Origin of the sequence: uncultured Olegusella sp. (genome assembly GCF_947253395.1) — a bacterium.
Classification (GTDB): Bacteria; Actinomycetota; Coriobacteriia; order Coriobacteriales; family Atopobiaceae; genus Olegusella.
On record NZ_CAMXYY010000018.1, the window covers coordinates 1 to 21,415 of the forward strand.

Consider the following 21,415-nt stretch of genomic DNA (forward strand, 5'->3'; position numbering starts at 1 on the left):
ACACCCATAAGGTTTCGTCGGCAGCGTCAGATGTGTATAAGAGACAGCTCTTTGCGTTTGAGAAAGTGTTCTGCAAGATCTTTTGATGCGCAGAAATTGCTCTGCTGTTTTGGAATTCAGCAGGCCAACATAACCAAAAAGAGTGCCAATCAAGAAGACGGCGATTGTCCAGAGAGTCAGCTCTCTAGGGTTTTTATCAAAGGCTTCTGTGATGACTTTCATCTGTGGGGCAAGCAGAACCCCTGTAAGCGTAGTCGCGGCTGCGGCAATGGTAGCCGTGAGGTGCTCAATCAGGGAATCAACGAACTTTTGCAACATAGCAACTCCAATCCTTTTGCAAATTCTCTCACATTGGAGTGGTTGAGATGAGCAATAGCACCCTTATTTCAGTCTGGCTCATTTTCGTGATGAGTATTGGCGTTTTGTTTGGTTATAGCAAGCGGTAGACCTCTGGCGTAAGGCGGGCATGCTGGCAATCCCGCTCATTCCTTTCGGCGGGAAAGCGTGGCACAGGTGGATGGGCGGGGCAACTCGCACTCTTTGAGCCCATCCGCCCGAGACTCGCTCTGGGTGCCCGTCATACGGCGGAGGTCAATCGAGAGAGAAGCGAGAAGGGACAACCAATGGAAATCAGCGAGAGATTACAAGCCGCAATTGATGCAGTGGACGACCTGACCTATGCGGAATGGATTGCTTTGAAGAGGGCAAAGGACATTGCATGCAAACCTGGATTAGATGCCATACGTCGTTGTGTGGAAAAGGAAGCTGTGAAACGCATCTCACGGGCAACAAGCACCACCAGCCTTAAAAGCATAAAGGCTTGGCTTGCATGGTTTGATGAGGACTAAGGCTTCTGGCGGAGTCGGCAGATCTACGAAGGGACGAAAAATGGCAACAGGAGAAGAAAAAGAACTCGCAAGCATCAGTGAGGATGAACCTTTGCTACTCACTACACGACAAGCAGCAAAATATCTCGGCATTAATGAGGAGAGAGTGAGGGAACTCACAGCTCAAAAGCGGCATCCGCTGCCAGCTATTTGGCTTCCGAGAGCGAAATACCCGCGCTATACCAAAGAGATTTTAAAAGAGTACGTTTGCAGTCTGGCTGTTGCAGGCATTCCTGGGCAGGTGCGGCGCTAATGACGACGGAGATGCTCATGCAGGGACAGCATGGAACAGGGCAGGAAAGGCTAACCAGTAATGTGGAGGTGCTGCCCCTGCATGGGCATCTTTCAAGTCCTCCCGCGCGACAAGTATCACAGCTCAGGATAAGTGGTGTGCGCATTCACACCTGCGACACGTGTCGAAAGTTTAGGACGCGCGAGTGCTGCGCTCAGGCGACATCCTTTGAGCATCCAGCGGCACTACACCACTACCCCTGTCATGATTTCGCACGATTTTTCACAGGGAGGAAGCCACGTGGAAGGCGTTAAGTGGATAAAACTCGACACAGGCATCTTTGACTCTGAAAAGATACGTCTCATTGAGTCGATGCCAGATGGTGACACACTGGTGGTCATCTGGATAAAGTTGCTTGCGCTTGCAGGCAAGCAAGGTGCCACAGGTGAGCTTATGGTGGCACCTCATGTGCCTTACACCGATGAGATGCTCGCCATTTCTCTCAATCGCTCTCTCACAACCGTGCGCCTGGCCCTAGATACCTTTCGGCGCTTTGGGATGATAGGTGAGCGTGATGGCGTGATTTTTCTTGCCAATTGGAGCGAGTATCAATCCACTGGAGGAGATACAGCCAAGCGACAAGAGCGCAACCGTCGTTATTATCTTAAAAAGCAGGAAGAAAAAGCGCTGGTAGAAGGCACAGAAGAACTTAAAGTGTCTGAAACGTCTAACGAAAAAGATTTAAGACGTCTTAGTAAGACGTCTTACAAACAAAATTCAGACGCTCTAGAGATAGAGATAAGAGATAAGAGTAAAGAGATAAAAGAACATTGTCGAGATGGCTCTCGACAGAACGCTTTTTGCGATGTAGTCGTCGGCTATCTCAACGCTAAGACGGGCAAGAAATTCAGGCCTGACAATAAAAAAACGCGCTCTCTGGTGTCTGCGCGTGCAGCTGAGGGCTATCAGCTTGAGGACTTCAAGGCAGTCATCGATGCCAAATGTCGTGAGTGGCTAAGTGATGCCCAAATGGCTAAGTACTTGCAGCCGACAACGCTATTTGCCATCTCGCATTTTGACGAGTACCTCGCGAATTCAAAGGTTAGAGGATCTCCTTTGGTTGCAGAAGAGCGGTTTTCGAAGTTTGGGTGAGGGCGGATACCGAAGGGAGTTCAGGTGGGCGACATCGAGATTAAAGTGCGGACATGTCCGCATTGCGGGCAGCGTTTGGTGCCGCGAGTACTGGAAGTGCCTTTGGCGGAAGGTGCTCCCGTATCGATGCAGATGGGCTGGTACGACTGCCAGTGTGCAGGGGCGGCCGCACAAAGGCAACGTGAAGAGCAGCAAAGACGTGCTTGGGCAGCCACAGGGACGGAAGAGCAAAGGCGTGCAGCGCTCATAGCAGCAGGAATCCCTACACGCTACTGGCAAGCGGAGCTAAGCCGCAAGCTCAAAGACCATGTTGCGGGCGGTCTTTGGCTTTGGGGAGATGCGAGCCGTGGCAAGACGCATCAGGCGTGCGCAATTGGCAGGCTCTGGCTTGCTCGCGGGCGGCGCGTGAAGTTCTCAACGATGCTGGCTCTGAGTTCGCAGATGCGTGCCACATGGGGCGCACGTGGCGAGAGCGAAGAATCTGTTTTAGATGCCTATCTCAGCTGTGACCTGCTGATTTTAGATGACCTTGGAACCGAGCACCTAGACGGACGTGTCCTAGATGAGCTTTTTCGTCTAGTGGACGGGCGCTACGGTCGCCGTGGCACCACGATTGTGACTTCAAATTGGCGACCACAGGCGCTTGCGGCGCGAATTGCTGAGAAGAGTGATGACGTGATGGCGGAGAAAGTGGTTGCTCGTCTGGTTGAGATGTGCCCGCCGTTTGAGTGGGTGGATAGGGATTGGCGGCTCGGGCGATGAGAGCGCGGGTTGATTGGCTTGCAGAGCGTCTCGATCGGATGCGAGTTGCCCTAGATGGGCTGCCGAAAAGCCTACAAATTGCACTGCTTATCGCTAATGGGGCAAAGCACGTAAAGGGAGATTCATGAGGAAAAACAAGGTAATACTCGGAATAGTTTCATCTCTTGCGGTAGTGGTACTTTTGGCAGGGACACTTGGCATTACAGCCTGCACAGAAGCAGATCAGGTATCGCACAACATCAGTCAGGAGGCTGATAACTTCAATGTCGTGCGCCGACTGACGGTGATCAATGCAAGAACTGACAAAGTGATGCTGCAGATGACAGGTACCTTTTCGATCCATACCAACGATAAAAAAGAGCTTGAGGTCACCTGCGAGCTGCCGAATGGTAAGTACTCAAAGCATTTCGTCTACCTAAACGGCTGGACCTGCTACACGGTTGAGGACTTGAGCGGATCGAGCGTCTCCAAGTACTCCTACGAGCTTAATTTCCTGCCGCAACAGATTCCTGGCATCAAGATTACGTCTCGCGATTAGGAGTGCATATGCTCAGAGTTTTGGCGCTTTGGTTTGTGGTGTACATCCTATTCATGTGGTGGGTGATCTCTCGTGACGAATACTGATATGGCAACCGCAGACCAAAGGCGAGCAAAACGTATTGGATTGTATTTGTAAAGGAGGACGGATGATTCCATATTTGACTTTTTGGCAGCGTATTTTGGCAAAACTGCTGTGGAGATATGAGCGCAAACACGGATGGGGCGCAGGGTTTGATGATGACATAGACGGTGCGGCATGGCTGCTGCTAGACCCTGAACATGCGAGCTTTTCGGCATCATACGGTCTTATGCGTGACTATCTGTATTTGCGCAAGGCAGGTGAGACGAATGAGTAAGCCTACCGATGCAGAGTGCTGTAAGGCGTGCATAACCGGCAGCGCAGCCGAGACGATTATGCGTATAGCACGCGAGCTGCGCAAGAACGTATCAGACGCCAGTAAGAGCTGCCAGGCGCAACCCGTCTACTACGGCATCATCGACAGGGAGGCTGTAGTCACACAGGAAGGCTACGGAGACTTCTACGAGTGGTACGACGAGATGAATTGCGAGGCGCTCTCCGACGAGGAACTCAAGGAGCGTATGGCGGAGTATGCCGAGATCCACGGGGGAAACATCAACGGGTGGGGTCAAGACATCGTGAGGCAACCCATGCGGTGGGTGTCATTTGTTGTGCGTGACCGCGTATTTCTCACCAGAGATGCAGCAGAGCAGCACCTCAAAGATAACCACTACCATTACAGCGACTGGGCGCACACCTACGCCATGACTGCATGGCGCTCGCCACAATACGAGGAGCTTGTGGACTGCCTACTCTCGCTTGCTGACGAAGAGGAGGCGGAGAAATGAGATCGACTGACCAAGAGCGCCGCAGGGTGGCGGGGGGCCTGAGAGAAATGAGGTGCGGATAAATGGCTGCGTCTAGCCCCAATCCCGCCTTTGACCCGTCACGAGTGCGTGTGGTGCGCACCCGTGACGGGTCTTGGTGTTGCCGGCCATATTTAGGCAAAGACGAGCTTGGCCGCGAGCGACGACCATACAGAGCGTTCCCTGGCGAACTTAGCAAAGAAGAAGCGCTCAAGCTTGCGCAGGAGTGGTGTGAGCAACTCTTGCACCCACGTGTGTCTGAGATGCTAGACGCTTATGTGGATGTGGTCTCAGAGCTGGGCACACGTCGTGGAGGAGCGCCGAGAGAAAACACCACGCGTACGTATCGTTATTACTGTGGCCTTGTGGATGCGGGCTTGCCAAAGCTCCGTCTTACGCAAGCAATGCCGCGCGATATCACACGCTTTTACTCGCAGTTGCTTAAGGATGGTAAGTCGCCCACGACAGTCGCGGGGCTGCACTGGTTGTTATGTTCTGCGTGGGATTGGGCGGTAGAGCAGAGTATCGCAGATGCGAGTCCTATGCGCTCAGTGCGACACCCGAGTGCCGCGCGCGCTGATGGTCGAGCCCTGGATCAGGCAGATGCAAGTCGCGTGGACATGCGCATTAAAGAGCTCATGGAAGCAGATGACCCCAAGACTGCAGCATGTGCCCTAGCAGCGTGGCTTGCTCTTTATGCAGGGCTGCGCGTAGGTGAGGCATGTGGCCTGCGCCTGCGTGACTGGCGCCCTGTGGTTCCGGATATTTGCATTGAGGGCACTGCCATTGATGCAAGGGGTGCACACTTACAGCCTATGGCCAAGAGTGTGCGGTCTCGTCGTCGTGTTGCTCTCTCAGGTGAGCAGCGGGACACACTTGAGCAGTGGTGCATACGTCTTGGCCAAGCAGGGCTGCTTACATCTCCCGATGTAACGCTGGTGACATACAACGGCGAGGTGATGAGTCCTCATGCAGTTTCCCGCTGGTTTAAAGAACTTTGTAAGGAGATGGAGCTGCCCGCTTGGGTGCATTTTCACACTTTGCGCCACACACACGCAACCACACTGCTGCTCTCTGGAATGGACCCGCGTACCGTGCAAGAAAGGCTTGGTCATGCCGATGTTGCCATGACCATGAGAGTCTACGGACACGTTATGCCAGGACGCGATGCAGTAGCGGCACGGGTCTTTGATTCGGCTCTAAATCACCGGCAGGATTACGGCAGGCACTCTCAAACATCTGCAGGTGATGTGCTATGCGACCGATAAGAACTAATTATAGGAAAGAGAGGGGAGAGGGTATCAAACCTGAAACCTTTGCTCCTCTTGAGCTGCGATGTTTTGACTGTCTTTGGTGGCGCGAAAGATGGCAAAAAGCATGGTGCGCTCGTCCTGCAGGACACCATGAGACGCAAGGCGCTTGTGATGATTTCGAGCGGGCTGGGATAGATTGGATGGGGATGATGACTAGCAATGGGGAGGTGCGCCCATGATTGAGGAGAGTTGGACGTCTCCTGAGCTTTCGGACTATCCACTAGCCAACGATCTCTTTAGTGCTTGTCGAGCGGCAGCGCTGGATGCCGATAGGATCGCCCGCACACTTGCACGCATGGAATCATGCGAAGGTGTGCAGGGACAGAGCTACGATAGCTCGGGACACTCGGGGCACAGATGCGACCCTCATGCAGCCACTGACGCGCGCATGGCATACGAGACTCGTATCGCCAAGCGTCAGCAGTGGGACTACCAGCTCATTGATTTGGTAAGTGCTTTGGCTTATGGCAAATCGTTTACAGGATCGAGTGGTATCGCCGCTCTGGATATTGCAGCTCTGGCTAAAGGCAAGAAAGGCAAGAGGGGTGATGGCACAGCTTACGCCGATGTTATTTGGTGGCGCTGTTGTGCGGCAGCATCGTGGGATGAGGTGGCGCACTGGTGTGGCAAAAGTCGGCGCTGGTGCGTGGATGCCTATACAGACGCGTGTCGGGTGGTTGATTTATACGGGGCAAAGCGAGTGCTTGAAGGTGTTAGGTTGTCAGAAGGTTAGGGGCTTTACCTTACATTCACAATTCAAACACATATCTGTACGGCTGTTTATCTTGTGTTTTGCACGACCCTGCACTACTCTGCACGGTCGTGCACTCTTCTGCATTCAAAAAGCTGCTATGTTGATAGCGTTGAATTTGTATGCGAGTGTACACGCACTAATTGCAGCTCGCATCGTGAAGCGTTACTAATCACTCAAAAACTGAATGATTTATGACCTAGATATCGCAAAGCTATCTAGCGTGCCGAATACGGGCATCACAGCTCCTGTAACAGTATTTATGCAGATAAACATGTATAAAGAGTTGGTTCGATATGGGAAGTAATATCCGTTCGAAAGACGGCAACGCCCGTCGTAAAGCTGTTGCATGGCTCAAGTCACAGCGGAGGGACTGTTGGATCTGCGAAGCGTTCGGTCGTCCTGCAGAGATTGATTACTCATTACCAGGCGGTCACCCATTGTCATTTGAATGTGATGAGCTTATCCCAGTCAGTAAAGGCGGGAGTCCAACTGAGCGTAGTAACCTCGGTGCAGCACATCGCAGGTGTAACCAATGGCGGAGCAATCGTAGCGTTGAAGAGGTCTTGCGTATAGCTCGCAATGAGTCCTCAAAAGCACAGCGAACCATTGTAAGTAGCAAGAAGTGGCTCTAGATACAGTCCTCTTACCTGCGAAAATGTGAAAGAAAAATGAAGCCGGGGGCAATCCCCTCCCGCCTGCTCCACAGGCGACCCCGGCGGCCTAGAGCCTTTTTTTCAAACGGGATTTAAAAACTGTCTAAGGTAGGGCGTTATATGGGCAAAGTTAAGCCTATTTCTCAGGTCGAAAAAGACTTTGTCCGCAATAACTATCCTGCTAAGTCTATTTCAGAGATAGCGCGGTCTTTAGGCAGGTCAAGGAGTTGCGTCTACAAAATTATTAAAACTGAAAAGCTCGCAGAAAAACACTGCGAGTCAGCAGGAGAGCTTATCCGCGGGCCTTGGGGAAAAAGTGTTCAAGATAGGCGCGATTTTGTGAACGATTCACGTCCAAGTGACATCCAGCGTCTGCATGAGTTGCGCGATCTCCTTCAGGAGGCACTAAAAGAAGCAGGTCCTCGAGAGATGGCGGCAATCGCTCGCGAGTATCGCGCCACGATCGAAGTAATTCAGAGGATAGAAGGGGAGGAGGCAAGTGACGCAGAAGACGGCCTTAATGCGCTCGCTGCCGCAATCACTCAAAAGATGTCCTCCTAGATATTGGGTAGTGCAGCAAGGAGCGAAGGGCAATCTTGTCCAGGAAGTTGTTGCCTTTGCAAAAAAGACTCCTTACAAGAGCTTGGGATGGCAGTCAGGAGTCATTGAAGCATGGTCAAGTTTTGATGAGCAGGGAAAGTGGATACATCACCGTGCAGGGGCATCGGTTCCCCGGCAGGCAGGTAAGTCAGTCGTTGCAATTATTTGGGTTTTGTTCCTGGCGGTGATGCTTGGCTATAAAGTGCTCTGGACTGATCATAACTACTCAACGACCTGCGAAATGATTGCACGGTTTAGAGCTATTTTGGGACGCAGACCTCATGATGGTAAGGGGGTTGCATGCTTTAATCGCCAAGTTATGGCCACAAACTCAAAGACAGCGCAGGAAGCCTTTGAGCTAAAGAGTGGCGGAGTTATTGCATTTTCTACGCGCACTGATTCGGCTGCTTTGGGGTATTCCTTTGATATCATCGTCCTGGATGAGGCACAAGAGCTTATGCCCTCTCATCTGCAGGCAATTCTTCCGACAACTTCATCAGGCGCAAAGAAAAACGCGCAATTTATTTATCTTGGAACACCTACTCGCGCTGGGAGCAGAGCACCCAATTTTACCGAAATGAGGGATGAAGCTTTAAGTGATGAATGCGGAGATGACCTGTGTTGGGTCGAGTGGGGCGTTGATGAGGTGGGAGACGTGCTGGACACCTCTCGTCTCGCAGAGGTAAATCCGTCATATGTTGAGGGTAGAGCAGACGAGTCGGCAATTATTGCAGGCATTCGTGCATTTAAATCGGACATCTTAGCAGCAGCACAAGAGTATTACGGCTACTGGCTACCCAGAAAAAAGGCTAACTATATCTTTGACCGTGAGACATGGATGGCATGTGGGACGTCAAAAGCGCCTGCAGGGGATGCAGATGCCTTTGGTGTCAAGTTTTCTCCTGATGGATCTACAGTCTCTGTTGCTGTTGCCAAAAAGATGGGGGATGTAACCCACATTGAGCTTGTGTATGTGCGAAATACGGCATCTGGAATGGGCTGGCTTGCAGATGCAATCGTGGCAACCGCGGGCAAAGCAGTTTTTTGGCTTGATGGCAGGTCAGGTGCGGATGCGCTGTATGACCGTGTGGCTGATCTAGTGCCCGAAGGAAGCGTGGGAATTGCAAAGACAGGCGAAGCAATTTCTGCATCTTCAGGGCTTTTGGATGCTGTGCGCGAGCGCAGTATCACGTGGTATCAGCCTGAAGGCACTGATGGTGATGATCGCCTGAGCGAAAGCGCGCTTACTGCCGTGAAGCGAAAAATTGGCAGTAACGGTGGATGGGGTTTTGACGGTGATGATTCAACGCCTATTGAGGCTGCAGCTTTAGCACTTTGGGCAGCACGAAACAAGACGCAAGAAGAATACTCCGAGATGGAGGTCTATTACTAATGACAAGAATTAGTGAAGAGGTGGCACGTGCAGAGGGGCTTAGGGAGCAGGATGTCCTCGTTGTGCGTGAGCTCGTCGAAGAGTGGCGCCGCCATCATCCTCGTAATATCTTGCGCGACGAATATTATCTCAGCCACCGCTCTACCAAAGACCTAGGTGTGTCCGTCTCAAAGCAGATTGCAAAAAAGCTTAATCCTCATGTGGACTGGGCTGCAAAATGTGTTGACTGGTGGGCTGATCGTGTGCAGTTCGAAGGCATCACTATGGATAGCGATGATGCCACCGAGGCAATGGAAGCGGCGCTTGATGCCAACGATATGAAAAATACCGTGCATAAGGCAGTTTCTTCTGCACTGCGCCATTCTTGCTCTTTTTTGACGGTAACGCGCGGGGATATTGATGCGGGTGAACCTTCAACGGTGGTTAGCGCTTATCCTTTGACGGCTTCGTCTGCACTTTGGGATGACGCAAAGAAACGCATCCGAGCTGGTCTTGTTCTCGTGGCTTCTGCGCGACGCACTCCACGTGGGCAAAAGGTTCCCGTGTTGTTTTACGTTTTTACAGACACCGATTGTATTGTGCTGTCTCGAAACTCTGCTTTTGGCGGCTTTAAAGCAACGTATATCCCTCACAACATGGGGCGTGTTCCCATGGAGCCAATTGCCTATCATGCAACGCTCGGGCGGCCTTTTGGCCGTTCGCGTATCACGCAGACGGTAATGGATCTCGTTGATGATGCTCAGCGCGAGATGATGAATATGACCGCAGCGGCGTCATTTTCCGCATGGCCACAAAAGTACTTGCTCGGAGCAGACCGCGAAACAGCAAAAGAGATAGGAGAGCATTCTTTTGGCGCTTTTATAGGATCTCTCTTTGTAGCTACGACTGGAAAAAGTGGACAAAAACCAGAGTTTGGACAGCTTCCCCAGCTTTCTATGCAACCGCACATTGACTATATGCGCTCGCTGGCATCACAGTTTAGCGGTACTACGGGAGTTCCGCTCTCCTCCCTGGGCGTAGTGAGTGACAACCCAAGTTCTGCAGAAGCAATTTATGCAGGCAAAGAAGATGCAGTGGTTGACATTCAGTCTTTTATTGAGGCATGCAAGCATGCGCTCAAGACAATTGCCGTGATGATTGTTGCAAGTGAAACTGGCGAGACATATGGAAAGACCTTACAAGCGATAGGTACGGTATCGGTCAATTTCCGCAATCCTGCAATGCCAAGTGTGGTTTCGCAGTCTGATGCCATGGTCAAGCAAATTAGCGCTATTCCTTGGCTTGCAAATTCTGATGTGGTCTTGCGCGAGCTTGGCTACACCGATGAGCAAATCCGCCAGCTGAGAAGCGATAGGCGTAGAGCCCAGGCGGTGCAGGGAGGAAACTCCATCTTAGGCTTGGAGGCAGGCGGTGAGGATAAGCCAGGCAGCTCAGGCGAAATACAGGCGCAATCTTAAGACACATCAGTCAAATGCGGAAAAATATGTACGCAATAGATTACGTAGAGAAGCTCAAAATTTAGCAGTTTCAGACGCTAGGGAAAAGGCAATAGAGATTCTTAAAGATTCTCTATCGATCTACGGGGACAGAGCTCAGGCGCTTTCTGCGCAGTTATTTGATGAAGTATGTGAAGCAGAAGGTATAGATGCAGCATCCGAGATGTTCGACGGTGTCATTGATGAGTCGTTTCTTGAGGACAAGATTCGCTATTATGCCAAGTACCTTGCGGGTGACGAGCCGGATGCCCAATCTTTTGGGGATATGTGTTCTCAACTTGCCTCTTACTACGTTCTCCGAAGCGCCTATGAGAACACGGTGCGAAATTGCGACAAGAGTAACGTCAGTTATGCTCGTATCCCCGGTGGTGGTGAGACTTGTAACTTCTGCATGATGCTTGCTGGTAGTGGTGCCACATACAAATCAGAGCAGACTGCAATCGGTTCGCATGGGGTTCATGCACACTGCGATTGTGTAGTGATGCCGGCTAAGAAAGGTAGTACGGTAATCGACGGATATGACGCCTATGTGTGCAAGATGCTCTATCAAAAGTTCGAAGAGATAGACGGCTATGACATGCCCGCAGCCCAGAAGGATGCCATAAAGACCGCATGGTCGAGTGCGTATACGAAGGCTGACCACCCTGGACTCGTTGCAAATCAAAAGGAAGTCGCAGATACATATGAGCGGGGAATAGAATCTGCGATGAAAGCGTTTAAGAAGAACAAGACGGTCGAAAATTATAACGCTACAGTAAATCGTTTCCTCGGGGAGCTTGGGAATGCCTATGGGTGCAAGATGTCTGGAATGACGGAGATTGCAAAGAGCGGAAATGCGATAGGTGCCTCGCCAAACGGAAGCGAGATATGGACAACATTAAATAAACACGGAGAGGACAGCAGGTTTATATGTGCTATTTCAAGTGTCAGGCGTCCCGACGTCCTTATCGATGGGAGACCATTTGAGATAAAAACACCAACATCGGTGGAGAAGTTTCCAAAAAGAATGAAGTCTGCATCAGGACAATTTGTTGAATACCCAGGCTCTCCGAAATCTATTCTTGTTGATGTAAGTCTGTCACCTCAACACGAATCGGAATACATGAGAATTGGTGAGGGCTTCGTAAAGAGCGGTACGGTTGATGCGTTCGAAGTAATCCACAGAAAGCATTAGCGACGCCCGGTGCCCCGACTTCTCGCCCGGGTCGCTGCGTCGCTACTTTGAATATACCACATTTCAATTGATTATTTTCATTCCTCGACCTAAGTACGTCGTAAAACTGCTCACTTTTGGAATTTTGCCCTCGCCGCATGGTGGGGGCTTTTTCATGCCGACAAATCCCGCACGGGAGGAGCGGCACTATGTCCCTGCACAGGGAGAAATGGAGTCAAACATGGCTGACGAAAATCTCGACCCTATGGATCCTGAGGGTGAAGGCCTTAAGAATGAGCCGGATTGGAAAGCTCTTGCTCGCAAATGGGAAAATCGAGCAAAGGAAAATTCTGAGAAAGCAAAGGCTTTTGATGAGAGTCAAGCGAAGCTTACTGAGCTTGAAGAGCGTGCACAAAAGGCAGAAGAAGAGCTTGCTAGCGCTCAGGCAAAGGCTACGCGGTCTGCACTGCTTAGCAAAATAGCCTCTGAAACAGGTATTCCTGCAGAGTTTTTGCAAGGTGAGACCGAAGAGGATATCAGAAAGTTTGCCAAAGTAATGTCTGATTGGTATAAGCCAGTAGCTCCTAAAGTAAGCAATCCAGGCAAGTTCGACTCGAACACTGATGAGTTTGTTGCTGCAAAGCAAAAGCTCGCACGAGACGTTTTTGGCAATTAGTACATCTATAACGTTTGGAGAACGATATGGCACTTATTGATACCACCAAGATTACCCTTCCCAAAGAAGTTGCTCAGGGTATTATTTCAAAGTCCCGCGATACCTCTGTTATTCAGACCCTCTCTCCGTCCACTCCTATGATGTTTAAGGATATGAGCCATATTCTTTTCACCAAAGAGCCTGAGGCGGAGTTTGTGGGGGAGGGCAAGGAAAAGGGCAATGCAAATGCAGAGTTTAAGCCTGTACCTGGCACAATCCACAAAGCACAGGTAACCGTACGCTTGACCGATGAGGTTAAGTGGGCTGATGAGGACTCTCAGCTGGGAATTATCGATGCACTTATCGATGCATCTGCAGCAGCTGTTGGTCGTGCTCTTGACTATGGCATTTTGCATGCAATAAATCCTGCAACCGGATCTGTTGTTGATGGAATGACTGCTCTTGTTGCAGGCGCAAATGTGGTAAACGCTACTACAGATGCTTCTGCCGACCTTGATACTCTTGTTGAAAAGGTCAATGAGAACTTTGAGGTTTCTGGTATTGCTTTGTCTAAGGCATTTGCCAACAGCCTTCGCAAGATTCGTATCAAAAATACGGGTCTTCGCATGTATCCCGAGATTCCTTTGAACCTCAAGGCTGGCGTGATTGACGGTATTACCGCCGCAACGAGTTCTACGGTCAATGGCAAGCTTGCAACCGCTCCGACCAACGTCTTAGCGGTTCTTGGTGACTTTAGTCTCATTAAATGGGGTATTGTGCGTGACCTTGGTCTTGAGATCATCGAGACGGGTGACCCTGACGGCTTGGGCGATCTTAAGCGTCTCAATCAGATTGCTTATCGTACTGAAGTTGTGTACAGCTGGGCCGTGCTCGACCCCAAGGGCTTCGCCGCTCTTAAGAGCGCCTAATGGAGCCATTTGCCACTGTTGACGATCTTGCAGCGGCATGGCTTGGGTATGACAGAGATAAGGAGGGAGCTGCAAAAGCGGTTCTCTCCTTTATTTCTGCCGCGCTCAGGATCATGTGTGATACCGCAAACATCGACAACGATATCCTCAAAGGTGTGACTTGCCGTGTGGCCATACGCATGCTGCAGGCAGGCGAGAGCGCTGGCGTTAGGCAAGAGTCTTGGACTGCGTCCCCTCTAGGTGGCTCTGTAAGCTATGCAAATCCTACAGGTGATATTTATCTCACTGCTTTTGAAAAGACCCTCTTGGGCATTTCTGGCGGTGATATGAGCGCTACCTGGGTGATGCCAGGCGGTGATAGCGATGTATAACCCTGTGGTGACGCTTAAGGTACGCCTGCGTGTGCTGGGTACACAAGATCGCCTCGGCAATGCCACATGGAGCTACTCCGAGCCTGTAGATGTTTCTGGCTGCTTATTTGCGCCTGGAGTCCCTGCAGATATTGGTGCTGGCAGACCTGAGGGCGTGAAAGTCTCCGCTACAGCGTATTTTCCCAAGAGTTATAGCGCTGATCTGCGGCGTGCGCTGGTGTCGCTGGATGGCAAAGTCTGGATGCGCGTAGTAGGCGATCCTATGTCATTTCCTGCGAGTGCAATCCCTGGAAGATGGACAACTTACGCAATTTTGGAGCGATACGATGGCTGAAGTAAAGCTCATCAAGTACGAGCCCAAACGTGGATTTGCTAAAGCTCTGCTTACAGGCGCTATTGCTCGTACTCTTGTTGAGGTAAAAGGCAGGAGTATCCAGGCTACTGCGAACTCGATGTATGGCGCTAACAGCTATGGATTTAAAACCAAAATGGGACGCAATCGTATCCGCGGCATTGTTTATACCGGAAGTCAGCACGCAATCAACTCCAATCTTAAGCACAATACGCTGCGCAAAGCAGCAAAGAAGTAGGTGGTAAATGTTTTCTTCTGTGGAATGTTCGATTCGTTGGGCCTCAGCAATTCTTGAGGTGCCTGTAGGGACTTATGCCCCTGAGGAGTCCGAAAAACTCGCGGCTTTTGCTATTGCTGAGCGCACAGGGGGCAGCCTTGACTACCCGCACGATAGCCCAGATATTACTTATCAGATTTGGGCAAAAGACGAGGCTCGTGCAGAACAGCTTGCAAATCTCTTGGCTATAGCAGCAAAAACGATGCCCATGGACGACCCTCATGTCAACGCGATGGGCGTGCCCGAAATGATGAGCTACGGAAAAGCAGAGGGCGATTGGTTTATCTGGCAAGTATCCGTAGGTCTTAATGTAAATCTTCTCGATTAAGGAGCCAATATATGGCTGGAATTGATGTTTCAAAGGTGTTGGCTGGCGCTCCCGATCAAAAGACCACGGGAGCCATTAACGATGCGCCTTTGGGGACGGCTTTGCCGACAAATGCTACGGCTCAGCTTGACCCTAGTTTTACCTCTTCAGGCTATGTGTCACAAGATGGGCTGGAGCTCGCAACTGACCGTTCCACCAACGATATTAAAGAGTGGGGTGGCGCTACAGTTAAAAAGATCTTGGAGTCATTTGATGGAACGATTGCATGGTCTGAAATTCAGATGTCATTTGAGGCTCTGTGCCATGCCTTTGGCGCTGACAATGTCCAGAAGCTAAAGGCGACTCAGGAGCATGGAGAGCAGATTATCGTAAAGATAAATGCCTCGCTTCCTCCTGCACGTTCTTGGGTGTTCAACATGAAAGACGGCAGCAACCGCATCCGCATCGTAGTGCCCAGTGGCCAAGTGACGTCAGTGGACACTCTTAAGTTTGCCGCATCTGAGGCAATTGCTTTGCCAATTACACTGTCTTGCTACCCCGATGAAAACGGCGATTCTATACTTATTTATACCGATGATGGCGTTAAGGCAGGTGCATAAAGATGCTCTCGCTCACTTCAAAGCGCCCTACCATCGAATTTGAACTTGATGGCGAGGTTAAAACTGTTCCGATTACTTTTAGCCGTGCTGATATAGCCAAAGTGGGAAGCATTGGTAGGGCTACTGCCGACGATGCCACTGAATGGTTTTTTGAATTTTTGCGTTCCTATGTGGGAAACGTCGTTGACGAGCTTGGTGATGACGTGATTACTGCCATTTCTACCGAGTGGAATAGCGCTCGCGAAGCTCTAGGCGAGGCAACTGTGGGGGAACGTTAGCCCTTGCAAAATTAATACGAGAACATGAGTCGGCAATTGAATATGACCTTATGACGCTCGCGCATTACACCCTCGACGATCTCGGGGGTGTATTGTCGTGTCGTGCATTGTGGTCATTTGTAAATCATCTGCCAGTCACATCTCAATTTGCAAGGGAGACGGGTCCTGCAGAATTTTGGGCTTGGTCACAACCTGAGACAACAAATGAATTGCTTGCAGAGCTTGGTGATGAACTGAGGGCTTGGGGCTATTCCTACTTCAAATCTATGGGTGCCAAAGGCCTCCGCAAGCCTAAGCCACGTCCGCGCCCTGGTGTTAAAGATGAAACTACCAAACACATCGGGTCTGAACCTGTGACCGTTGCCGAATTTAACAAGTTTTGGAATGGAGGTGTAAATGGCTAATACAGAAGCGGGATCTGCTTACGTCTCGATTATTCCTTCCATGAAGGGGTTCCAAAAGACTATCGGCGGTGCGTTTTCGAAAATAGGTAGGGTAGCTGCAGTGGGATTTGGTGTAGTTATGGCTGCTGCCGCTGCTGCAGGAGCAGCAGCGCTCAAATCCTATGCTGAATATGAGCAACTGGCAGGCGGTGCCGAAAAGCTCTTTGAAGGCGCCTCGGGACAAATTAAGGCCTATGCAGATAATGCTTACAAAACAGCTGGTATGTCCGCAAATCAATACCTTAAGCAGGCAACAAGCTTTTCTGCATCGCTCAAAAAATCTCTGGGCGGCGACGTGGTCAAGGCTGCACAGCAGTCTGACGTGGCCATGCGGTCGATGGCAGACAACGTCTCCATCTTTGGTTCGAACATGGATGATGTGCAAAACGCCTACCAAGGCTTTGCAAAGCAAAATTACACCATGCTTGACAACCTTAAGCTTGGCTATGGTGGCACAAAGACCGAAATGGAAAAGCTCATTGCGGATGCAAATGAGTGGGGGAAAGCCAATGGTAAGGCCTCAGACCTTAGCATTGACTCGTTCTCAGATGTCGTAACTGCAATTGAGTATATTCAAGAAAAACAGGGAATTGCAGGAAATGCCGCAAAGGAAGCAGCTACTACCATTGAGGGCTCAATGGGGATGGCAAAGGCTGCGTGGGAAAATTTGCTTACAGGGCTTGCGCGTGACGATGTAGATCTCTCTCAGCTTACAAAAAATCTCCTTGATGCTATCGGCGCGGTTGCAAATAACGTGGTGCCAGTAATCAAAAAGATTGCTGGGGCTATTGCTTCGAATTTGCCTTCAGCCCTTTCTGAGGCTCTTAACGCCGCGTGGCGCTTTGCTCAAGACTCGCTTCGAAATGTTGGCATCCATCTTCCTTATATTGATTTTGGTGATATTGGAGCAAAGCTTAGTGACGCCTTTGGTAAGTTAGATCTATCTCCCATCACAAAGCAACTGTCTTTTATTGATGACTTTATAAGCACTCTTGTTGGTCAGGTTTATGCCAATATGCCCTCAATTCAGGCTGCAATTGGAGGCTTACAAGGGGTAATCCAGACGGTGGCAGATTCGATTGCAGGCTTTAAACAGGGATTTAATGAGGCGTTTAACGACCCAGAAGTGCAAGCAGCTATAGCCAATCTTCAAGCGACCCTGCAGCCTTTTTATACTGATGTTCTTGTGCCTTTGGGGGCCTTTATCTCAGGGACACTTGCCCCGATTCTTGGACATATTGCTGCGGGTACGATTGGACTAATTGCGACAGGTATTAAGGCAGTTATGGTGGTGATTAATGACATCTCTGTTGTTATTCAGACCGTGGTTGGCGTTGTACAGGGAGCGGTTAGCAACGTGCAAGCAGCAGTCGCCACTATAAGCGGTGCAATTAATATTGCTCATACGGCAATATCCAATGCGATGGGTGCCATTAACTCAGCTTTTCATTGGGTGTTTGACCCTTTAGTTGGCTGGATTACGGGGATATTCAACGGGGTAAAATCGGCAATACAAAATCCGATGCAAGCAGCAAAGGATGCAGTTAAGCGCATTATCGACAGCATCAAAGGATTTTTTAACTTCCATATTAGCTGGCCACATATTCCAGTGCCGCACTTTAGTATTTCGCCTGCCGGGTGGCATGTAGGGGATTTGCTAACAGGGAGCATTCCGTCACTAGGCATTAGCTGGTATCGCAAAGGCGGCATTGCTACTGAGCCAACAATCGCTGCTGGGTATGGCGAAGCTGGAGGCGAGCTTTTTTGGCCGTCATATGGACCATATCTGGATAAATACGCATCGGCCATTACCGATCACATGGATGGCACAGGCAAGATCGACTATGACCGCCTTGGCGATGCTGTAGCGAATGCGTTTGTACGTGCTGGTATTGGTGTGAGCATTGATGGCCGCGCCTTTGGAAAGATGGTGAGAGAGTATGCCTAGAGGACTTACTTACATCACCTCTGATGGGGCACACCATGATTTAGGGTCACCAAGGCTTTCCACGGGATCTGCCGAAGCGATACGCTCGCGGGTCTGGAGCATTAGTCTTGGTGCCCACGCATTGATTTCAGCATCTCGCCCCGCACGAGAGGTTGAACTTGAGGTTAAGTCAAGCGACCCTGTAGCACTAGATGCTGCAGAGGTCGCTTTTGATCGAGATGTAGACCTTGGTAATCCGGGCAAGCTCGTATCTCCTGACGGCTGGACACAGAGGGCATTTGTGACCAAGACGGTGCCATCTGACATTTTCTTGGGCAATGTAACAGCAAAACTCACGGTGATTTTGCTTGACGGCGTTTGGCGCAAAATAGTACGGCACGCTCTCAAACCTGATTCTCAGGCGCTAATCTCTGGCTCTGGGCTTGATTATCCGCATGATTTTGACTTTGACCTATGCGGATCTATCCCAGGCAAAGACATGGAATTTATCCGAGACTCAAAGGTGCGCATTACCTTCTGGGGGCCTTGCCAAGACCCTTATGTGCGCATCGGCAACAACCTCTACGGAGTTAAAGGTGTTACGGTCGCGGCAGGCGAGAGGGTCGTGATTGACCCAACGCTAGTCGGAGAATACGGGCGCGCTATCCGTCTGGTAGGCACTTACGGAGCTGAGCGCAATCTTTTCTCAAGGCGCATTCGCGGTGCTAAGGGTAGCGGCAGCTACGCCTTCGAGCCAGTCTCAGGCGGATACCTACCAGTATCGTGGCCACAAACCTACGGCATTGATATTGACGAAATCCGCGAGAGGGGAGGGTTGCCGTGGAGCTAACCTACACTGACGCGGGTAGACGCGATATTGGCCTTGTGGAAGCAGAAGGAGACTTTGACTGTGGCGCGAGCGAGGATGACTTTGAGCTTACATGGCCAAGCAACCTCCCTCTGCCTGCAATGGGCGCGATTGTCTACTGCGAAGGCACCGATATTGGTGGCGTTGTGCGCGGCTGGGATACCACAGGAGACGCTCCTAAAGTCTCAGGGGTGACGTGGACAGGCTTTTTATCAGAACATGTGATAGGTCCCAACGCAGGTCAAGCTTACCTCACGCTCAACAGCACATGGAAAAACATCGTCTCACAGCTCGTCTCTCGGGCTGCATTCGGCGGTGTGGTAGTAGTCGCGGGTGCAGATGGCCCAAACTTCAGTCACACCTTCAAAGGCTCGCGAGACTCAGCCCAGGGCGAAGCAGGACGATACATGTCTTGCTGGAATGCTATCTGGCAGTGCATGCTTGAGCACGGGCTCACCGTGCGCGCTGTCTGGGGCGGAGACCCGGTAAGGCTCACTCTTAGCTGTGATACCTCCACCGACTGGTCAACCACCGACGAGCTGCCCACCGATGCCCTCACCGTACGCATCAAGCGCAAAAGCGTGGTCAATCACCTTATCTGTCTGGGTGCGGGCGAGGGTGCCGCACGTGAAGTATTGCATCTGTACTGCGATAAGCAGGGCATCATCTCTACCAAGCAGAGTCAAAAAGGACCATGGGAGATAGCGGATACCTACGACTATCCAGGCTCTACCACGCTTGAGAAGGATGGGCGTAAGCGACTCACAGAGCTTTGGCGCTCTGCTCAGACGGTAGATGCTCAAATCCCTGATGGCTTGGGCCTTACGGTAGACCTTGGTGACCTTGTAGGTGGCGTTGACTTACGTACAGGAGTATCGGCTAAGGCTGTTGTGAGCCGTAAGCGCACGCACGTGCCAGAAGGCACGACCGAATACGAAACAACTCTCAGATAGGAGAGACATGATTACTGATGGATACAGTCACTACAAATGTGACATCCAAGGTTGTGAAAATGAGGTGTATGCGCTGCCTGACACAGACGCGGCTGACGGATATGTCAAGCGTCGCCGCATTGATGCAGAGGGCATCGAGCGCACAATCGTACTTTGTCCTAAGCACGCTGCTGTGTATGCACAGGTCGTCAAAACATGTGATGGCGCATACACTACGCTTAGCAAAACAGGAGCTGCATCACTTTACAGCCAAGCAGATATCGATGCGCTACAAACCAAGTTTGATGAGGCAGAAAAAGCCCGCAAGTGGTGGGGAGATCGCTACCGCACTCTACAGGCGGAGTTTAATGCATATAAAGAAGCTCATCCGGATGCTCCCGCGGGTGGTGATGCGTAATGGCGCTGCATCTTATTACTGGGCACGCGGGCTACAGCCACATCACCTCATCCGATGCAGCAGCGCTTTTGCGTGGCATCACAGGCAATGATACGCGCACACTTGGACGTGTGCCAAGCGTCACGATGAGCGACGCAAATACGTTGGTAATTGAACCTTTTGACCTTATCTTTCAAGGACGCTTTGTGCGCTCCACTGCCACAGAGACAGTAAAGATAGAAAGCGGCGGGCAAGATGCCTATCGCCATGACCTTGTGTGTCTGCGATATAGCACAGATGATGGTGGCACCGAGGGTGTAGAGCTGGTAGCCATCAAGGGTGCTGCAGCTGCAAATGCAGACAGCGCATCTGACCCCGTACCACCTAATGTGGGAGGAGATTCTAGCGCTGGCGCTTCTGTCGATATCCCGATTGTGCGTGTGTCGCTGGATGGGCTGGCGCCTGCTGCCGTGTGGCTGCCCTCTGAAGGATCGGCCCCTTTGTTTGTCTTTGCAACCATGGCTGAGTACCAAGCAGCGCAAATTACGTCTCGTGCGATTGCCTTTGTCTTATCAGGCACAAACGGGAGCCTAGAAATTTACTTAGAAGACGGGAGGGGCTAAGCATGACTAATTTGTCTTTAACCTTGCGTGGGGGTGGTGCTGCATGAGTGCCACCCGCATTTTTCCGCCTGCCCACTTAGACCCCGTTGTGTTATTTGACGATGCCAAGCCAAAGCTTTCTGGTGCCATCACTCTTTCAGACAATCTTGCAAATTATCGCTGTATTGAAGTGTATTTTTCGACCAACGATGGAAACGCGGGCGGCATGGTTAAGGTGCGCAACCCTAACGGGAAAACTTTCATTTGCCAGGCTACGGTTGTGTTTAAACAGTCTGAAACGAACCCTGCATGGAGAGGCATTGTAAAAACTAGAGTCTATCTAGCAAGTGGACTCACCATTGACGTACCGCGGCTCAATGGAGACTATGCTACAGGCGAGATATCGCTTGTAAACGGCTCGTCAAACGTTATTGTCCACAAATATAACGCCATAGGTATTACATGTGTCATTGGCTACAAGTAGCAGCGCTCTAAGCAGCCAATAAAAGCATCAACAAGGCAGCTCGAAAGGGCTGCTTTTTTATGCCGCGTGACACAGGGCTTATCTTGCGCACAGTAAGTGGAGGTGAGGTATGTCAGACATAGAAGGACTTGAATCGCGGCTTACCGTAGCTGA

At 50.9% G+C, this 21,415-nt stretch carries 29 protein-coding genes; 28 read left to right on the forward strand and 1 reads right to left on the reverse strand.

Annotation, left to right across the window (positions count from 1 at the left end; genetic code table 11):
- On the reverse strand, window positions 1-318 hold a 318-nt coding region (locus tag Q0X25_RS02940; protein WP_298578937.1), incomplete at its 3' end, for a hypothetical protein.
- Between the two features lie 305 nt (window positions 319-623).
- On the opposite strand from Q0X25_RS02940, the gene Q0X25_RS02945 reads away from it, so the two are divergent.
- The 28 genes from Q0X25_RS02945 (at window position 624) to Q0X25_RS03080 (ending at window position 21,262) form a co-directional block, all read left to right on the forward strand.
- A complete protein-coding gene (locus tag Q0X25_RS02945; protein ID WP_298578938.1) occupies window positions 624-848 on the forward strand; it encodes a hypothetical protein in 225 nt (74 codons plus the stop codon).
- 40 nt (window positions 849-888) lie between these two features.
- Entirely contained in the window at window positions 889-1,140 is a 252-nt protein-coding gene (locus Q0X25_RS02950; RefSeq protein WP_298578939.1) for a DNA-binding protein, read from the forward strand.
- Window positions 1,141-1,275: 135 nt separating this feature from the next.
- A complete protein-coding gene (locus Q0X25_RS02955) occupies window positions 1,276-2,271 on the forward strand; it encodes a phage replisome organizer N-terminal domain-containing protein (protein ID WP_298578940.1) in 996 nt (331 codons plus the stop codon).
- Between the two features lie 24 nt (window positions 2,272-2,295).
- Window positions 2,296-3,033 (forward strand): ATP-binding protein, encoded by a 738-nt coding sequence (locus tag Q0X25_RS02960; protein WP_298578941.1) that lies wholly within the window; start codon window positions 2,296-2,298, stop codon window positions 3,031-3,033.
- Between the two features lie 124 nt (window positions 3,034-3,157).
- The gene (locus tag Q0X25_RS02965) at window positions 3,158-3,571 is read left to right on the forward strand and encodes a hypothetical protein (RefSeq protein WP_298578942.1); all 414 of its coding nucleotides are present in this window, start codon (window positions 3,158-3,160) and stop codon (window positions 3,569-3,571) included.
- Between the two features lie 148 nt (window positions 3,572-3,719).
- Window positions 3,720-3,929, forward strand: coding sequence for a hypothetical protein (locus Q0X25_RS02970; protein ID WP_298578943.1), 210 nt, complete (start codon window positions 3,720-3,722; stop codon window positions 3,927-3,929).
- Window positions 3,922-4,440 (forward strand): hypothetical protein, encoded by a 519-nt coding sequence (locus Q0X25_RS02975; RefSeq protein WP_298578944.1) that lies wholly within the window; start codon window positions 3,922-3,924, stop codon window positions 4,438-4,440. Before Q0X25_RS02970 ends, Q0X25_RS02975 begins: the two co-directional genes overlap by 8 nt.
- Window positions 4,441-4,502: 62 nt before the next feature.
- A complete protein-coding gene (gene xerC, locus Q0X25_RS02980) occupies window positions 4,503-5,726 on the forward strand; it encodes a tyrosine recombinase XerC (protein ID WP_298578945.1) in 1,224 nt (407 codons plus the stop codon).
- Window positions 5,727-5,946: 220 nt separating this feature from the next.
- On the forward strand, window positions 5,947-6,504 hold the full coding sequence (locus tag Q0X25_RS02985) for a hypothetical protein (protein WP_298578946.1): 558 nt from the start codon (window positions 5,947-5,949) through the stop codon (window positions 6,502-6,504).
- A 794-nt stretch (window positions 6,505-7,298) separates the two neighbouring features.
- Window positions 7,299-7,739 (forward strand): hypothetical protein, encoded by a 441-nt coding sequence (locus Q0X25_RS02990; protein WP_298578948.1) that lies wholly within the window; start codon window positions 7,299-7,301, stop codon window positions 7,737-7,739.
- Window positions 7,678-9,171: a hypothetical protein gene (locus Q0X25_RS02995; RefSeq protein WP_298578950.1), complete on the forward strand. Its 1,494-nt coding sequence runs from the start codon at window positions 7,678-7,680 to the stop codon at window positions 9,169-9,171. The genes Q0X25_RS02990 and Q0X25_RS02995 overlap by 62 nt, the downstream gene beginning before the upstream one ends.
- Window positions 9,171-10,628: a phage portal protein gene (locus Q0X25_RS03000; RefSeq protein WP_298578952.1), complete on the forward strand. Its 1,458-nt coding sequence runs from the start codon at window positions 9,171-9,173 to the stop codon at window positions 10,626-10,628. The genes Q0X25_RS02995 and Q0X25_RS03000 overlap by 1 nt, the downstream gene beginning before the upstream one ends.
- Window positions 10,582-11,841 carry a hypothetical protein gene (locus Q0X25_RS03005; RefSeq protein ID WP_298578954.1) on the forward strand — a complete coding sequence of 420 codons (1,260 nt, stop codon included), beginning with the start codon at window positions 10,582-10,584 and terminating at the stop codon, window positions 11,839-11,841. Before Q0X25_RS03000 ends, Q0X25_RS03005 begins: the two co-directional genes overlap by 47 nt.
- Window positions 11,842-12,061: 220 nt before the next feature.
- Window positions 12,062-12,496 (forward strand): hypothetical protein, encoded by a 435-nt coding sequence (locus tag Q0X25_RS03010; protein WP_298578956.1) that lies wholly within the window; start codon window positions 12,062-12,064, stop codon window positions 12,494-12,496.
- 26 nt (window positions 12,497-12,522) lie between these two features.
- Entirely contained in the window at window positions 12,523-13,404 is an 882-nt protein-coding gene (locus tag Q0X25_RS03015; protein WP_298578957.1) for a phage major capsid protein, read from the forward strand.
- Window positions 13,404-13,775, forward strand: a complete 372-nt coding sequence (locus Q0X25_RS03020; protein WP_298578958.1) for a hypothetical protein — start codon at window positions 13,404-13,406, stop codon at window positions 13,773-13,775. Before Q0X25_RS03015 ends, Q0X25_RS03020 begins: the two co-directional genes overlap by 1 nt.
- The gene (locus Q0X25_RS03025) at window positions 13,768-14,109 is read left to right on the forward strand and encodes a hypothetical protein (protein WP_298578959.1); all 342 of its coding nucleotides are present in this window, start codon (window positions 13,768-13,770) and stop codon (window positions 14,107-14,109) included. The genes Q0X25_RS03020 and Q0X25_RS03025 overlap by 8 nt, the downstream gene beginning before the upstream one ends.
- Complete coding sequence (locus Q0X25_RS03030; RefSeq protein ID WP_298578960.1) at window positions 14,102-14,365, forward strand: hypothetical protein; 264 nt, start codon at window positions 14,102-14,104, stop codon at window positions 14,363-14,365. The genes Q0X25_RS03025 and Q0X25_RS03030 overlap by 8 nt, the downstream gene beginning before the upstream one ends.
- Before the next feature lie 7 nt (window positions 14,366-14,372).
- Window positions 14,373-14,732: a hypothetical protein gene (locus tag Q0X25_RS03035; RefSeq protein ID WP_298578962.1), complete on the forward strand. Its 360-nt coding sequence runs from the start codon at window positions 14,373-14,375 to the stop codon at window positions 14,730-14,732.
- 11 nt (window positions 14,733-14,743) lie between these two features.
- The gene (locus tag Q0X25_RS03040; RefSeq protein ID WP_298578963.1) at window positions 14,744-15,331 is read left to right on the forward strand and encodes a hypothetical protein; all 588 of its coding nucleotides are present in this window, start codon (window positions 14,744-14,746) and stop codon (window positions 15,329-15,331) included.
- Window positions 15,332-15,333: 2 nt separating this feature from the next.
- Window positions 15,334-15,609: a hypothetical protein gene (locus tag Q0X25_RS03045; protein ID WP_298578964.1), complete on the forward strand. Its 276-nt coding sequence runs from the start codon at window positions 15,334-15,336 to the stop codon at window positions 15,607-15,609.
- A 50-nt stretch (window positions 15,610-15,659) separates the two neighbouring features.
- On the forward strand, window positions 15,660-16,013 hold the full coding sequence (locus Q0X25_RS03050) for a hypothetical protein (protein ID WP_298578965.1): 354 nt from the start codon (window positions 15,660-15,662) through the stop codon (window positions 16,011-16,013).
- A complete protein-coding gene (locus Q0X25_RS03055) occupies window positions 16,006-18,000 on the forward strand; it encodes a hypothetical protein (RefSeq protein WP_298578966.1) in 1,995 nt (664 codons plus the stop codon). Before Q0X25_RS03050 ends, Q0X25_RS03055 begins: the two co-directional genes overlap by 8 nt.
- The gene (locus tag Q0X25_RS03060; protein ID WP_298578967.1) at window positions 17,993-18,829 is read left to right on the forward strand and encodes a hypothetical protein; all 837 of its coding nucleotides are present in this window, start codon (window positions 17,993-17,995) and stop codon (window positions 18,827-18,829) included. Before Q0X25_RS03055 ends, Q0X25_RS03060 begins: the two co-directional genes overlap by 8 nt.
- Window positions 18,820-19,800 carry a hypothetical protein gene (locus tag Q0X25_RS03065; protein WP_298578968.1) on the forward strand — a complete coding sequence of 327 codons (981 nt, stop codon included), beginning with the start codon at window positions 18,820-18,822 and terminating at the stop codon, window positions 19,798-19,800. The genes Q0X25_RS03060 and Q0X25_RS03065 overlap by 10 nt, the downstream gene beginning before the upstream one ends.
- Window positions 19,801-19,807: 7 nt before the next feature.
- On the forward strand, window positions 19,808-20,197 hold the full coding sequence (locus Q0X25_RS03070; RefSeq protein ID WP_298578969.1) for a hypothetical protein: 390 nt from the start codon (window positions 19,808-19,810) through the stop codon (window positions 20,195-20,197).
- Window positions 20,197-20,799 (forward strand): hypothetical protein, encoded by a 603-nt coding sequence (locus Q0X25_RS03075; protein ID WP_298578970.1) that lies wholly within the window; start codon window positions 20,197-20,199, stop codon window positions 20,797-20,799. The genes Q0X25_RS03070 and Q0X25_RS03075 overlap by 1 nt, the downstream gene beginning before the upstream one ends.
- A gap of 43 nt (window positions 20,800-20,842) precedes the next feature.
- Window positions 20,843-21,262, forward strand: coding sequence for a hypothetical protein (locus Q0X25_RS03080; protein ID WP_298578971.1), 420 nt, complete (start codon window positions 20,843-20,845; stop codon window positions 21,260-21,262).
- Window positions 21,263-21,415 lie beyond the last annotated feature (153 nt).